Genomic DNA, 14,931 nt, shown 5'->3' on the forward strand with positions numbered 1-14,931 from the left:
GCGGGGTCATGCGCGTCCTGATTATCGAAGACGAGGAAAAAACCGCGGACTATCTGCACCGCGGCCTGACGGAACAGGGTTACACCGTGGACCTGGCGCAGGATGGGGTCGAAGGCCTGCATCTGGCGCTGGAGAGCGACTACGCGGTGATCGTCCTGGACGTGATGTTGCCGGGCCTCGACGGTTTCGGCGTATTGCGCGCCTTGCGTGCGCGCAAGCAGACCCCGGTGATCATGCTCACCGCCCGCGAACGTGTGGAAGATCGCATCAGGGGCCTGCGTGACGGCGCCGATGATTACCTGGGCAAACCGTTTTCCTTCCTTGAGCTGGTGGCACGCCTGCAAGCGCTGACCCGGCGCAGCGGCGGTCATGAACCGGTGCAAGTGAGCATTGCCGACCTGTGGATAGATTTGATCAGCCGCAAGGCTACTCGCGGCGGCGCACGGCTGGACCTGACCGCCAAGGAGTTCTCGCTGCTCAGCGTATTGGCGCGCCGCCAGGGTGAAATTCTCTCGAAAACCGCCATTGCCGAGATGGTCTGGGACATCAATTTCGACAGCGACGCCAACGTCGTCGAAGTCGCGATCAAACGCCTGCGGGCCAAGCTCGACGGGCCGTTCGAAGAGAAATTGCTGCACACCATTCGCGGCATGGGTTATGTGCTGGAGAGCCGTGGTGTCCAGTAACAGCATCGCCTTGCGCCTGAGCGGGATGTTCACGCTGGTGGCGCTGCTGGTGTTCCTGTTGATCGGCTGGGCCTTGTACCAGCAGGTCGACAAAGGCCTGGGCCTGTTGCCCGAAGCCGAGCTGGATGCGCGCTACAGTGTGCTCGAATCCACGGTCGGCCGTTACGGCACGCCTGAGCATTGGGTGAAGATCAATAACAAGCTCAACCTGCTGAGCGAAGAAGACAAACGCATCAGCTTCTGGATCATCAGCGGCGATCCACATTACGAATACGGCAACCTGACCCCGCTGGTCCGCGCCTTTGCCCAAGGTCCACTGGGCATGCGCGACATGCATCTGCCGGATCACCCCTATCCGCTGAAAGTGCTGGTCAGCGAGTTCCCGGCCAAGGACCAGCGCCCACCGCTGCGCTTCATGATCGCCATCGACACCGAGACGTTTTTCCATACCCAGCATCATCTGCTGGTCGCGCTGATCAGCTTGGCGATTGTCGGCGTGCTGCTGGCCTCGGCACTGGGTTATTGGGTGGCGCGGATCGGCCTCAAGCCGCTGATCAAACTGTCCCAGGAAGCCCGGCGCCTGGCTCCGCCGTTGCGCTCGGGACGCTTGCGATTGTCACCGTTGCCGCCGGAACTCGATCAGTTCGTCAGCTCCTTCAACTCGACCCTGGAACGGGTCGAGCAGGCTTACTCACGCCTTGAATCGTTCAATGCCGACGTCGCCCACGAACTGCGCTCGCCACTGACCAACCTGATCGGCCAGACCCAGGTTGCATTGACCCGCGGACGCTCCGCCGAGCATTACTTCGAAGTGCTGCAATCGAATCTCGAAGAGCTTGAGCGGCTGCGTTCGATCATCAACGACATGCTGTTCCTGGCCAGTGCCGATCAGGGCAGCAAGGCAACCAAGCTGACGTCCACGTCGCTGGCCGATGAAGTGGCCACGACCCTGGAATATCTGGACTTCATTCTCGAGGACGCTCAGGTCCAGGTAGAGGTCAGTGGTGACGCGCAAGTGAGCATCGAGATCGCCCATCTGCGCCGGGCGTTGATCAATCTGCTGAACAACGCGGTGCAGCACACTGCGCCCGGCCAGGTGATTGAAGTGCACATTGAAGCCGCAGAACATCAGGTCAGCATCGGCGTCGCCAACCCCGGCTCACCGATTGCCCACGAACACCTGCCACGGCTGTTCGAACGCTTCTATCGGGTCGATGCATCGCGCAGCAACAGCGGCCATAACCACGGCCTTGGGCTGGCCATCGTCAAGGCGATTGCGTTGATGCATGGCGGCGATGTGTTCGTGCGCAGTGACCATGGGATGAATACCTTCGGGATTCATCTTCCTGTCTGACCCCCTCTTCCTTTGTGGGAGCGAGCTTGCTCGCGATGCAAGCGACTCGGTGCAACTTCTGAACCGAGGTGATGCTATCGCGAGCAAGCTCGCTCCCACATTGGTTCCGGGTTGAACACAAGTGTGCGACCAACCAACTGTTGCCATAACAGCAACAGTCCTTTCATGAATCCGCTCTTTTTCCCCTCGCTCAAGATCCTTATCTTTGCCCGCACCAAACAGCACTTGCCAAGCAAGAAGGTTTTAAAGATGTCCAACAGTATGGGTATTGCCAGCGCTTTCGTTTTGTCCTCTTTGTTCCTGTCGCCACTGGCGATGGCGGAAGAATCGCAGACTTTCGTCGCACATAGCGCCGCACGCGCTGCAGCGTTCGAAGAGCATCAGATCGAGATGACGGCCAAGGCTGCGCAAGACGCCCAAGCCCCGCAAGCCTCGACCAATCAGGCCCGGCCACAGGTCGAGAAGGACAGCTGAACTGCACCGTTCACTCCCGCTTCCCACGACACTGTTCATCGGCTCTTCCCTTTGAAAAGTTGTCTACAAAGCCGCTGCTTTCAGCGGCTTTTTTTATAATGGCGATTCAACTTTCATTGCAATTTTCGCAACGACAAGCGCTGATTCCCACGCCATTGATCAGTCGTTAGGGCAACAGGCACGATTCACCCGGCTGCTACGTTAATGCAACTACGCTTACAACGTCCCTTTAGCAGACATCAGCCCTATGACCGCAAGCCGCACCCCACATTTTCAAGGCCCGTCCGGGCGACCCGAGATCATGGTGATCTTCGGCAGCACCCTGACGGTCATCTCGATCCTGTGCATCGTCACTTTTCTGCTGATCCGCGAACACGCCTACGCCCAGCAGATCGCCACACGCAGCGCGACCACCATTGCGCAACTGATCGATGCCGATGTCCTGCGTACGGTCGAGCTCTATGATCTGACCTTGCAGGGCCTGATCGCCGCTGCCCAACGGGACGACCTGAAACAGGTTTCGCCGCAGATTCGTCATCTGGCGCTGTTCGACCGCTCCACCACCGCGCGCTACAAGGGCGACATCCTGCTGCTGGACAAGCACGGCGACGTACTGGCCGACTCATCGTTGATCGAACCGAAACCGGGTAACTTCGCTGACCGCGATTATTTCCTGGCCCATGTCTTCAATCGTGATACCGGCATGTTTATCAGCCGACCGTTCAAGCCGCGCTGCGACTGCGATGACAGCGACCAATGGCGCATCAGTTTCAGCCGGCGCATTTCCTCGCCCACGGGTGAGTTTTTGGGGGTCGCGGTAGCCTCGATGCGCATGAGCTACTTCGATCAGTTGTTCAACAGCCTCGACATCGGCACCGGCAGCACGCTGGGCATCATCAACAATGACGGGATCCTCCTGGCGCAGAAGCCGTACCGGGAACCGCACTCCATCGGCAAAAGCTTCTCCAGCCGCCCCAACGTCGTACGCATGCTGCAGGAGCGCAATGGCACCTTTGAAAGTGTGTCGAGTGTCGACCATCAACGGCGCTTGTACACCTTTACCCGGGTCGGCAACCTGCCACTGACTGTCATCGTGGCCCTTTCTGTGGATGAGGTGTTCGCCACCTGGAACCGTACGGCCTATGTGATCAGCGGTGCTACCGGGGTTTTGTGCATCGGTTTGCTGTGGCTGACCTGGCTGCTCTGCCGCGAGTTGCGCCTGCGCCAGAGTGCCGAGCAGGAATTGTCGCAACTGGCGGCCACCGATGCCTTGACCGGCGTGGCCAACCGCCGATCCCTTGATCAGACTCTGCGCCATGAATGGTTTCGCGCGCAGCGCAGTGGCAAGCCGTTGTCGTTGCTGATGATCGATGCCGATCACTTCAAGGCCTTCAATGACCGGCACGGGCATCAGGCCGGCGACGAAGCGTTACGGGCATTGGCCGAGGTCATCAGTGCCAATGTCCACCGCCCCACAGACCTGGTGGCGCGCTACGGGGGCGAAGAGTTTTCGGTGGTCCTGGCCGAAACAGGCGGTGACGGTGCACGGCAGATTGCCGAACATATTCGTGAGGCTGTACAAAAACTGCCACTGGTCGACGCCGGTGAGCGACCGATGAGTGTGAGTATCGGTATTGCCACCTGGACGGCGGCCAGCGAAATCACCCTCGAACAGTTGCTGTTCAGCGCGGACAAGGCGCTGTATCAGGCCAAGGAGAGGGGGCGTAACCGGGTGGTTTGTGCCAAATAGGATTTTCATTGGATGGGAGGACGCCATCGCGAGCAAGCTCGCTCCCACAGGGGAATGCAATCATCTGTGGGAGCGAGCTTGCTCGCGATGAGGCCAGCCCAGGCACTACGAACTTCGGGCATAAAAAAAGGCCACCCGAAGGTAGCCTTTAAAAAACTAGAGAGGTTTTTTGCTTACACGGCCGCAACCGGGCGCATGTAAGAGATCGGTGCAGTGCTGGCGTCTTCGAACGTCACGACTTCCCAGGCATCTGTCTGCTCAATCAACTTGCGCAGCAGCTGGTTGTTCAGTGCGTGGCCGGACTTGAAGCCCTTGAACTCACCAATCAGGCTATTGCCCAGCAGGTAGAGGTCACCAATTGCATCGAGAATCTTGTGCTTCACGAATTCGTCTTCATAGCGAAGGCCGTCTTCGTTCAGTACGCCATCGGCGTCGACCACAATAGCGTTTTCAACACTGCCGCCGAGTGCGAGGTTGTGCTTGCGCAGGTACTCGATGTCACTCATGAAACCAAAGGTACGGGCGCGGCTGACTTCTTTTACGAACGAAGTGCTGGAAAAATCCACGCTTGCACTTTGGGTGCGGTCACGGAAAACCGGGTGATCGAAATCGATCTCGAAGCTCACTTTGAACCCTTCGAAAGGGACGAAAGTAGCGCGCTTGTCGCCATCTTCCACTGTCACTTCACGCAGGATGCGGATGAACTTCTTGGCGGCGTCCTGTTCTTCCAGGCCAGCCGATTGAATCAGGAATACGAAAGGTCCGGCGCTACCATCCATGATCGGGACTTCGGACGCGGAGAGCTCGACGTAGGCGTTATCGATGCCCAGGCCTGCCATGGCCGAGAGCAAGTGCTCTACCGTGTCCACTTTGACGTCACCGTTAACGAGCGTGGTCGACATAGTGGTTTCACCAACGTTTTCCGCGCGGGCAGGAATCTGCACCACGGGATCGAGGTCGGCGCGACAAAACACAATGCCAGTGTCGACAGGCGCTGGCTTGAGGGTCAGATAGACCTTCTCCCCGGAGTGCAGGCCGACACCTGTGGCACGGATAATATTCTTCAGGGTGCGTTGTTTAATCATGGCATGGGCCGCTTCAGCGCAAATTGCGAACTGGTATCAACAAAGGCTGGCGATGATAGCAGACCACGCCTTTGCTGAACACCAATCACCTTCATAGCCCTGATACATTTCATCAATCGGCCTGACGACGCAGGAAAGCCGGGATGTCCAGGTAGTCCAGGTCATCTTGCGGATTCATCTTCGCGGCAGTCGCAGCACCGGCCTGGGCCTGGTTGCGCATGACGGTCGGACGGTCCAGGTCACGGTAGTTCACCGCTGGAGCTTCCTGACGAACAGGGGCCTGCTGTTGTGGCTGTGCAGCCATCGAAGTGTGAACGGTATTGTCGATGACCTTCACAGGCTTCTCGATTTTAGCGCCCAGACCGGTTGCAACGACAGTCACGTGCAGCTCGTCGCGCATGTCCGGATCGATAACGGTACCGACCTTGACCATCGCGTGTTCCGAAGCGAATGCCTCGATGATGCTACCCACGTCGGAGTATTCGCCCAGGGACAGATCCGGACCGGCGGTAATGTTTACCAGGATGCCGCGAGCGCCTTGCAGGTTCACGTCTTCCAGCAGCGGGTTGCGAATGGCCGCTTCGGTGGCCTCGCGTGCACGGTTCGGACCGCTGGCGCAGCCAGTGCCCATCATCGCCATGCCCATTTCGCTCATCACGGTACGCACGTCGGCGAAGTCGACGTTGATCATGCCCGGACGCTTGATGATGTCGGAGATACCGCGAACGGCTCCGGCCAATACATCGTCAGCCTTGGCGAAAGCCGACAGCAGGCTGGCGTCTTTACCGAGGATGGTCAGCAGCTTCTCGTTGGGAATGGTGATCAACGAGTCGACGCTTTCGGAGAGCATGCGGATGCCTTCGTCGGCGATCTGCATACGCTTGCGGCCTTCGAACGGGAACGGACGGGTCACCACCGCAACGGTGAGGATGCCCATTTCCTTGGCCACTTCGGCGATGATCGGCGCAGCACCGGTACCGGTACCGCCGCCCATGCCAGTGGTGATGAACACCATGTTGGTGCCCTGCAGGACTTCGGCAATGCGCTCACGGTCTTCCAGAGCGGCTTGACGACCGACTTCAGGGTTGGCGCCAGCGCCCAGGCCCTTGGTCACACCGGTGCCCAGTTGCAGGATGGTACGCGCGCCGATGTTTTTCAGCGCTTGAGCATCAGTGTTGGCGCAGATGAACTCGACGCCTTCAATGTTGCTCTTGACCATGTGGTTGACAGCGTTGCCGCCGCCACCGCCTACACCGATAACTTTGATTACCGGGCTTGCGGGGATGTTGTCTACGAGTTCGAACATTTTCCCTCTCCTTTACATTCTCTAGTTTTTTCGCCTACTGCGTGCTTCGGTGTAACGGTGTTGCGGTAAATCTTCAGAAATTGCCCTGGACCCACTTCTTCAGGCGGTCCAGCAGCGGAGCCTGTGGCTCTTCGTTGCTGTAGCTGTCGCGGCTGCCGATGCCCGAGAACGAGATGCCGTCGGACTGCTTCTGCAGGCCGTACATCAACAGGCCGACGCCGGTGGAATAGATCGGGTTGCGTACTACGTCATCCAGACCTTTCACGCCATGCGGTACGCCCAGGCGCACCGGCATGTGGAAGATTTCCTCGGCCAGTTCAGTGGCACCTTCCATCTTCGCGGTACCGCCGGTCAGCACGATGCCGGCCGGGATCAGATCTTCGTAGCCGCTGCGGCGCAGTTCGGCCTGGATCAGCGTGAACAGCTCGTCGTAGCGCGGCTCGACCACTTCGGCCAGGGCCTGGCGGGACAGTTCGCGTGGCGGACGGTCGCCAACACTTGGCACCTTGATGGTTTCACCGGCACCGGCCAGTTTGGCCAGGGCGCAGGCGTAGCGAATCTTGATTTCTTCGGCGTACTGGGTCGGAGTGCGCAACGCCATGGCGATGTCGTTGGTCACCTGGTCGCCGGCAATCGGGATGACCGCGGTGTGACGGATCGCACCTTCGGTGAAGATCGCGATGTCGGTGGTACCGCCACCGATGTCCACCAGGCACACGCCCAGCTCTTTCTCGTCATCAGTCAGTACCGAATAAGCGGAAGCCAGCTGCTCGAGAATGATGTCGTCGATTTCCAGGCCGCAGCGACGCACGCATTTTTCGATGTTCTGCGCGGCATTGACGGCGCAGGTGACCACGTGGACCTTGGCTTCCAGACGCACGCCGGACATGCCCAGCGGCTCGCGGACGCCTTCCTGGTTATCGATCACGTAGTCTTGCGGCAAGGTGTGCAGCACGCGCTGGTCAGCCGGGATCGCCACGGCCTGGGCAGCGTCGAGCACGCGTTCGAGGTCGGCAGAACTGACTTCGCGATCACGAATCGCCACGATGCCGTGGGAGTTCAGGCTGCGGATGTGATTGCCGGCCACGCCGACGAATGCCGAGTGAATGCGGCAACCGGCCATCAACTGCGCTTCTTCGATGGCGCGCTGGATCGATTGCACGGTGGATTCGATATTCACCACCACGCCTTTTTTCAGGCCACGGGACGGATGGGTACCGATCCCGACGATTTCCAGCGTGCCGTCGTCCGCGACCTCGCCTACCAGCGCCACCACCTTGGAGGTGCCGATATCGAGACCGACGATCATTTTGCCGCTTTGCACGTTTGCCATGGGTCCTGCCTCTTCTTAATTCTTCGCGACAGCGGGTTGGGCTGCCGTGGGCGCTACAGGTTCCCGCCAGCCAACGGCGAGGCCGTTGGCGTAGCGCAGATCGATGCGCGCAATGTTCGTAATCTGTTCTTTGAGCGTCTTGTCATAGATGGCGATGAAGCGGCGCATCTTTTCCACCTGGTTGCCGCGTCCGAGCAGCAGTTCGATCCCCGGGCCGGCACTTCCGGGTCCGGTGGTCAGGAACCAGCTGCCGCGTTCACGCAACTCCAGGCGTGCAATCGAGAAGCCCAGAGGCCGGAGCATCTGACTCAACACCTGGTATTGCTGCATCACCTGCTGCTGGGCCCGCTGCGGGCCGAACAGCTGAGGCAAGTGTTCGTAGTTCGCCAGCTCGCGCGGGGTGAAGGCCTGGCCCTGGTTGTTCAACAGCGATTCGTCACCCCAACGGGCCACCGGCAGTTGTTCTTCCAGGCGGATCACCACTTGATCCGGCCACACCCGACGCACTTCGGCGTGGGCAATCCATGGCATCGTTTCAAGCTCGGTGCGCATGCTCGCCAGGTCGATGGTGAAGAAGCTCGACGCCACGTACGGGGCGATCCGCTGCTGCACCGCTTGCTGGCTGATGTAACTCAGGTCGCCCTGCACGTTGATTCTGGAGATCGGCCGGTCGGCATACGGCAACAAGCGTGTCGCGCCTTCGTAAGTACCGAACCCCAAGGCCACCAGCAGCACCGGCCAGAACAACGCTTTGAGAAAACCGAAGTTGGCTTTCGGCAGGCGCGCGGACATCGGCTCTTTGGCCACCATTCGGCTGGCACCCCGTGGCACCGGCTTGCGGCCGGGTGCGGGAGGCTGATGTCTGAGCTGAGCGCCTTGCATGGCCTTAACCTCTCGTCGACTCTTGGTAACCGGCAGCATTGCCGGCAACGCTCTCGGCCAGAATGGCCAGGACCAGTTGCTGGAAATCCAGACCGGCGGCACGGGCCGCCATCGGCACCAGGCTGTGATCGGTCATGCCCGGTGCGGTGTTGACTTCCAGGAACCAGAACTGCCCTTCGGCGTCCTGCATCACGTCTGCCCTGCCCCAACCGGCGATACCCAGCGCTTCACAGGCTTTCGCCGTGAGTTCCATGAGTTCCTGTTCCTTGACGCGGTCCAGACCACATGGAATGCGGTACTGGGTATCGTTGGCGATGTACTTGGCGTCGTAGTCGTAGAAGCTGTGCGTCGTGCCCAGGGCAATCGGAGGCAACACCTGGTCACGCAGAGTGGCGATGGTGAACTCCGGACCGTGAATCCATTGCTCGACCAACACTTGCGAATCGTAGGTACTGGCCGCTTTCCATGCGTCGATCAATTCGGACGCGGAACTCACTTTGGCCATACCGATACTTGAACCTTCATGGGCCGGTTTGACGATCAAAGGGAAGCCCAGTTCCGTCGCTGCCGAAATACAATCGGCCTCGCTGCAAAGGACTGCGTGACGTGGCGTCGGAATGCCCAGGCTGTGCCAGACCTGCTTGGTGCGCAGTTTGTCCATCGCCAGGGCCGACGCCAGGATGCCGCTGCCGGTGTACGGAATGCCCAGGCATTCGAGCAGGCCCTGCATGCTGCCGTCTTCACCGCCACGACCGTGGAGGATGATGAAGGCGCGGTCGATCTTTTCGCTCTGCAGACGCTGCAGCAGGTCATCGCCCACGTCGAGGCCGAACGCGTCGACACCGGCGCTTAGCAGCGCGTCGAGAACCGCGTTGCCCGACTTCAGGGACACCTCGCGCTCGGCACTCTTGCCGCCGAACAGCACGGCGACGCGGCCGAAGTCTTTCGGCGCGATCGTGGAGAACAGGTTGGCGTAGGCAGCAGTCATTTCAACTTCCCCTTCTCCGGTGCGGCAACGGCACCGGCGAACAACTCGCTTTTCAACAGTTTTGGTGCGAGACCGCCGATATCACCGGCGCCCTGGCACAGCAGGATGTCGCCGGCACGCAGCAGCGGCTTGACCACTGGCGCGAGGTCGACACCACGCTCGATGTAGATCGGATCGAGCTGGCCACGCTGACGGATGCTGTTGCACAGTTTGCGGCTGTCGGCACCCGGAATCGGCTCTTCGCCGGCCGGATAGACCTCCATCAGCAGCAGTACGTTGGCGTCGGCCAGCACATTGACGAAATCGTCGTAGAGGTCGCGGGTGCGGCTGTAACGGTGTGGCTGGTAGACCATCACCAGGCGGCGCTCCGGCCAGCCACCGCGTACGGCCTTGATCACGGCCGCGACTTCGGTCGGGTGGTGACCGTAGTCATCGACCAGCATCACATTGCCGCCGTCCACCGGCAGTTCGCCATAGACCTGGAAGCGTCGGCCAACACCCTGGAAGCCGGACAGGCCCTGGACGATGGCTTCATCGCTGACGCCTTCGTCGGTGGCGATGCAGATGGTTGCCAGTGCGTTCAATACGTTGTGGTTGCCCGGCATGTTCACCGACACATCCAGCGGCTCGCGGTCAGGGCGCAGCACAGTGAAGAAAGTCTGCATGCCCTGCTGGCGCACGTTGATGGCGCGCACGTCGCAGTCTTCGCCGAAGCCGTAGGTCACGGTCGGGCGCTTGACCTGCGGGAGGATTTCACGCACCACCGGATCGTCCAGGCACACCACCGCCAGACCATAGAACGGCAGGTTGTGCAGGAATTCGACGAAGGTTTTCTTCAGCTTGTTGAAGTCACCGTCGTAGGTCGCCATGTGATCGGCGTCGATGTTGGTGACCACGGCCACCAGCGGCTGCAAGTGCAGGAAGCTGGCGTCGCTTTCGTCGGCTTCGGCGATCAGGTAGCGGCTGGTGCCAAGCTGGGCATTGGTGCCCGCGGCATTCAGGCGGCCACCGATGACGAACGTCGGGTCCAGGCCACCGGCGGCGAACACCGAGGCGATCAGGCTGGTGGTGGTGGTTTTGCCGTGGGTACCGGCAACGGCGATACCGTGACGATAACGCATCAGCTCAGCCAGCATTTCTGCACGCGGCACCACCGGAATACGGCGCTCCAGCGCGGTTGCGACTTCCGGGTTGGACGTGTTCACCGCGCTCGACACCACCAGCACGTCGGCGGCAGCGGCGTTCTCGGCGCGGTGGCCGATGAAGATCTGCGCCCCGAAGGATTCCAGGCGCTCGGTGACCGGGGACGCCTTCAGGTCGGAGCCGGACACTGCATAACCCAGGTTCAGCAGCACTTCGGCGATCCCGCACATGCCCACACCGCCGATACCGACGAAGTGGATGCGACGGATACGGCGCATTTCCGGTTGTGGCATGGCTTTCTGACTCTCAACCATGGGCCACCTCCAGGCAGCTATCGACGACGTTACGGGTGGCATCAGGTTTGGCGAGGCGGCGTGCCGCGGTAGCCATTTCGTTGAGTCGTTGTGGTTGCATCAGGACCTCTGTCAGGCGAGCGGCAAGATCCGCTGCACCAGTCGTTCTTTGTGGCATCAGGAAGGCTGCGCCTTCACGGGCCAAATATTCGGCGTTGCGGGTCTGGTGATCGTCGATGGCGTGGGGCAAAGGCACCAGCATCGAGGGCAGACCGGCGGCGGCCAGTTCACTGATGGTCAGCGCGCCTGCGCGACAGACCACCAGGTCGGCCCAGCTGTAGGCTTGGGCCATGTCTTTGATGAAGGGCTGCACCTGCGCCTCGACGCCAGCCGCGCGATAGCGCTCTGCAGTCACTTCATCGTGGTTTTTGCCGGCCTGATGGAACACTTCCGGACGCAAATCGGCAGCGACTTGCGACAGGGCTTCAGGCAGCAACTTGTTCAACGGTTCTGCGCCAAGGCTTCCGCCAAGGATCAGCAAACGCGCCTTGCGACCGACCAGGGCAGGTCGCGATGTCTCGAGGAACAGCTCGGTGCGCACCGGGTTACCGGTGGTCCGGCGGCTGTCCGACAGGGTAAAGGTGTCGGGGAACGCTTCACAGACTCGGGCGGCCAACGGCACCAGCAACCGATTGGCGGTACCGGCCACGGCGTTCTGTTCATGAACGATCACCGGCACACCGGCCAGTTTGGCTGCGACACCGCCAGGGCCGGTCACAAAGCCACCAAAGCCCACGACGCAGACCGGTTGCAGACGGCGAATGATCGCCCGTGCCTGCCAGACCGACTTGAACAACATGAACGGTGCCTTGAGCAGGGACAATTTGCCCTTGCCCCGCAGACCGCTGGCGTTGATCCGGTGCAGTTCGATGCCGGCTGCCGGCACCAGATCGTTCTCGATGCCACGCGGGGTACCGAGCCAGTGCACGGTATAGCCGCGCGCCTGGAATTCGCGGGCACAGGCCAGCGCCGGGAACACGTGGCCCCCGGTGCCGCCGGCCATGATCATCACGTTAGCGCCCATGGTGCGGCTCCTCGGCGAAGTCGCTCTCATGGAACTCCATCTCCTCACTGCCCAGGTGGGTTCGACTTTCCCACTCGATGCGCAGCAACAAGCCGAGACAGGCACAGCAGATCACCAACGAACTGCCGCCGTAACTGAGGAACGGCAGGGTCAGACCCTTGGTCGGTAACAGGCCGACGTTCACGCCGATGTTGATCAGGAACTGGCCGATCCACAGGAACGACAGACCGTAGGCAACATAGGCGGCGAAGAACTGCTTGGCCTTCTCGGCCCACAGTCCGATGTACATGCCACGAATACACACGAAGACGAACAGTGCCACGGTGCACAACGAACCCACCGCGCCCAGCTCTTCGGCCAGGACCGAGAACACGAAGTCAGTGTGGGCCTCAGGCAGGTAGAACTGTTTCTGCACGCTGTTGCCCAGGCCGACACCGAACCATTCGCCGCGACCGAAAGCGATCAATGCCTGGGACAACTGATAACCGGCACCGAACTGGTCGGCCCACGGATCGGCGAAGTTGGTCAGGCGCGCCATCCGATACGGCTGCATTTGAATCAAAAGCACCACCGCGCCGACGGCCAGGACTACCATCAGGGAAAAACGGAACAGCCCGACGCCGCCAAGGAACAGCATCGCCGCCGCGGCCCCCATCATCACGACGGTGGCACCGAAGTCCGGCTCCATCAGCAGCAGGCCCGCCATCGGCAGCAGCACGATGAACGGCTTGAAGAAGCCCATCCAGCTTTCACGCACTTCCTTCTGGCGACGCACCAGATAACCGGCGAGGTAGATCACCACGAACACCTTGGCGATCTCGGAAGGCTGGACGTTGAAGAAACTGAAGCCGATCCAGCGCATCGAGCCATTAACCTCACGGCCGATCCCCGGAATGATCACCATGATCAGCAAGCCGAACGCACCCAGCAGCATCAGCCAGCCCAGGCGTTGCCAGGTGGCGATCGGGATCATCATGGTAACGATGCAGGCACCCAGGCCCAGCACCGCGTAAATAAGGTGGCGGATCATGTAATACAGCGCGCTGCCCGACTGCACGGCCGCCACTTCGGTCGATGCCGAGGCAATCATGATCAGTCCCAGGCCGAGCAGCGTCAGGCAACCGGCGAGCATCGGGAAGTCGAGGTCGATACCGCGCCCGGTGATGAGCGGCGATGGATAGGGCTTGATGATGCCTTTGAGGCTCATGCCAGATCCTCCACGGCTTGGACGAACTGGTGGCCACGGTCTTCGTAGTTCTTGAACATGTCGAAGCTGGCGCAGGCTGGCGACAGCAGCACCACGTCGCCCGGCTGGGCGGCGGCGCGGCATCGTTCGACGGCTTCGACCAGGGAAGCGGCGCGGATCAGCGGAACGGCGTCACCAATGGCTTCGCCGATCTTGTCGGAGTCGCGGCCCATCAACACTACGGCGCGGCAGTTGGCCGCCACCGGATCGCGCAGGTCCTTGAACTCGGCACCCTTGCCGTCACCGCCGGCGATCAGCACGACCTTGCCGTCGATGTCCGCGCCCAGGCCTTCGATGGCGGCCAGCGCGGCGCCGACGTTGGTGGCCTTGGAGTCGTTGTAGTAACCCACGCCATCAAGGTCGCGGACCCATTGGCAGCGATGCTCGAGACCGGCGAAGGTGCGCAGGCTCGACAGCATGGCATCGAACGGCAGACCGACAGCATGGCCAAGGGCCAGGGCCGCCAGGGCGTTGGACTGGTTGTGGGCACCGCGAATCTTCAATTCACGCACCGGCATCAGGTTCTGGAATTCGAAGGCCAGGTACTTCTCACCGTCTTCTTCACGGATGCCGAAGGCTTTGAAGTCCGGTTTGCTCAGGCCGAAGGTCCAGCACGGTTGGCCCTCACCCATCAACGGACGGCTCAGGGCATCCTGGCGATTGACCACGAACTGCCGGGCACCACGGAAGATCCGGTGCTTGGCCAGGTGATAGGCCGGCAGACCGCTGTAACGGTCCATGTGGTCTTCGCTGACATTGAGCACGGTCGCCACTTCGGCGTTGAGTTGATCGGTGGTCTCCAGCTGGAAACTCGACAACTCCATCACGTACAGCTCGACGTCGTCGCGCAGCAGATCCAGGGCCGGTGTACCGAGGTTGCCACCGACGGCAACGCGCTTGCCCGCCGCCGCTGCCATTTCGCCGACCAGGGTGGTGACGGTGCTTTTCGCGTTGGAACCGCTGATGGCCACGATCGGCGCCTTCGCGTTACGCGCGAACAGCTCGATGTCGCCGGACAATTTCACGCCACGGGCGGCGGCGGCCTGCAGGGCCGGGGTCGCCAGCGCCAGGCCGGGGCTCACGTAGAGCTCGTCGGCGCGGCACAGGAATTCGACGTCCAGCTCGCCACAACGCACTTCCACGTGCGGATAGTCACGCTTGAGCGTGGCCAGTTCCGGTGGATTTTCCCGCGTATCGGCCACTGCAAACGCCACGCCCCGGTTCGCCAGGAAGCGAACCAGGGACATGCCGCTCTTGCCGAGGCCGACAACGATGCGGAAGTGGTCAGAAGCGATCAGAGACACGAG

General features: G+C 61.0%; 13 protein-coding genes. 4 read left to right on the top strand and 9 right to left on the bottom strand.

The features are described from left to right. Positions 1 to 8: 8 nt before the first annotated feature. The 4 genes from PPUTUW4_RS22780 (at position 9) to PPUTUW4_RS22795 (ending at position 4,264) form a co-directional block, all read left to right on the top strand. Positions 9 to 686 carry a heavy metal response regulator transcription factor gene (locus PPUTUW4_RS22780; RefSeq protein WP_015096757.1) on the top strand — a complete coding sequence of 226 codons (678 nt, stop codon included), beginning with the start codon at positions 9 to 11 and terminating at the stop codon, positions 684 to 686. Continuing rightward, a complete protein-coding gene (locus PPUTUW4_RS22785; RefSeq protein WP_015096758.1) occupies positions 676 to 2,040 on the top strand; it encodes a heavy metal sensor histidine kinase in 1,365 nt (454 codons plus the stop codon). The genes PPUTUW4_RS22780 and PPUTUW4_RS22785 overlap by 11 nt, the downstream gene beginning before the upstream one ends. Positions 2,041 to 2,289: 249 nt before the next feature. Continuing rightward, positions 2,290 to 2,514, top strand: a complete 225-nt coding sequence (locus PPUTUW4_RS22790) for a hypothetical protein (RefSeq protein WP_015096759.1) — start codon at positions 2,290 to 2,292, stop codon at positions 2,512 to 2,514. A gap of 247 nt (positions 2,515 to 2,761) precedes the next feature. Beyond that, positions 2,762 to 4,264 carry a sensor domain-containing diguanylate cyclase gene (locus PPUTUW4_RS22795; protein ID WP_015096760.1) on the top strand — a complete coding sequence of 501 codons (1,503 nt, stop codon included), beginning with the start codon at positions 2,762 to 2,764 and terminating at the stop codon, positions 4,262 to 4,264. Positions 4,265 to 4,437: 173 nt separating this feature from the next. On the opposite strand, the gene lpxC is transcribed toward PPUTUW4_RS22795, so the two are convergent. The 9 genes from lpxC to murD form a co-directional block, all read right to left on the bottom strand. Next, a complete protein-coding gene (gene lpxC / locus PPUTUW4_RS22800; RefSeq protein ID WP_007939852.1) occupies positions 4,438 to 5,349 on the bottom strand; it encodes a UDP-3-O-acyl-N-acetylglucosamine deacetylase in 912 nt (303 codons plus the stop codon). 112 nt (positions 5,350 to 5,461) lie between these two features. Then, positions 5,462 to 6,655 (bottom strand): cell division protein FtsZ, encoded by a 1,194-nt coding sequence (gene ftsZ, locus PPUTUW4_RS22805; RefSeq protein WP_007972612.1) that lies wholly within the window; start codon positions 6,653 to 6,655, stop codon positions 5,462 to 5,464. 73 nt (positions 6,656 to 6,728) lie between these two features. Then, positions 6,729 to 7,988: a cell division protein FtsA gene (gene ftsA, locus PPUTUW4_RS22810; protein WP_007972611.1), complete on the bottom strand. Its 1,260-nt coding sequence runs from the start codon at positions 7,986 to 7,988 to the stop codon at positions 6,729 to 6,731. Positions 7,989 to 8,003: 15 nt separating this feature from the next. Beyond that, positions 8,004 to 8,870 (bottom strand): cell division protein FtsQ/DivIB, encoded by an 867-nt coding sequence (locus tag PPUTUW4_RS22815; RefSeq protein WP_015096761.1) that lies wholly within the window; start codon positions 8,868 to 8,870, stop codon positions 8,004 to 8,006. A gap of 4 nt (positions 8,871 to 8,874) precedes the next feature. Further along, complete coding sequence (locus PPUTUW4_RS22820) at positions 8,875 to 9,858, bottom strand: D-alanine--D-alanine ligase (protein ID WP_015096762.1); 984 nt, start codon at positions 9,856 to 9,858, stop codon at positions 8,875 to 8,877. Continuing rightward, positions 9,855 to 11,315: a UDP-N-acetylmuramate--L-alanine ligase gene (gene murC, locus PPUTUW4_RS22825; protein WP_007989894.1), complete on the bottom strand. Its 1,461-nt coding sequence runs from the start codon at positions 11,313 to 11,315 to the stop codon at positions 9,855 to 9,857. Before murC ends, PPUTUW4_RS22820 begins: the two co-directional genes overlap by 4 nt. Then, complete coding sequence (gene murG, locus PPUTUW4_RS22830; RefSeq protein ID WP_015096763.1) at positions 11,308 to 12,378, bottom strand: undecaprenyldiphospho-muramoylpentapeptide beta-N-acetylglucosaminyltransferase; 1,071 nt, start codon at positions 12,376 to 12,378, stop codon at positions 11,308 to 11,310. The genes murC and murG overlap by 8 nt, the downstream gene beginning before the upstream one ends. Beyond that, positions 12,368 to 13,585: a putative lipid II flippase FtsW gene (gene ftsW, locus PPUTUW4_RS22835; RefSeq protein WP_015096764.1), complete on the bottom strand. Its 1,218-nt coding sequence runs from the start codon at positions 13,583 to 13,585 to the stop codon at positions 12,368 to 12,370. The genes murG and ftsW overlap by 11 nt, the downstream gene beginning before the upstream one ends. Beyond that, positions 13,582 to 14,928 carry a UDP-N-acetylmuramoyl-L-alanine--D-glutamate ligase gene (gene murD / locus PPUTUW4_RS22840; protein WP_015096765.1) on the bottom strand — a complete coding sequence of 449 codons (1,347 nt, stop codon included), beginning with the start codon at positions 14,926 to 14,928 and terminating at the stop codon, positions 13,582 to 13,584. The genes ftsW and murD overlap by 4 nt, the downstream gene beginning before the upstream one ends. Positions 14,929 to 14,931: the final 3 nt, after the last annotated feature.

The sequence above is a fragment of the Pseudomonas sp. UW4 genome, from assembly GCF_000316175.1.
Classification (GTDB): Bacteria; Pseudomonadota; Gammaproteobacteria; order Pseudomonadales; family Pseudomonadaceae; genus Aquipseudomonas; species Aquipseudomonas laurylsulfatiphila.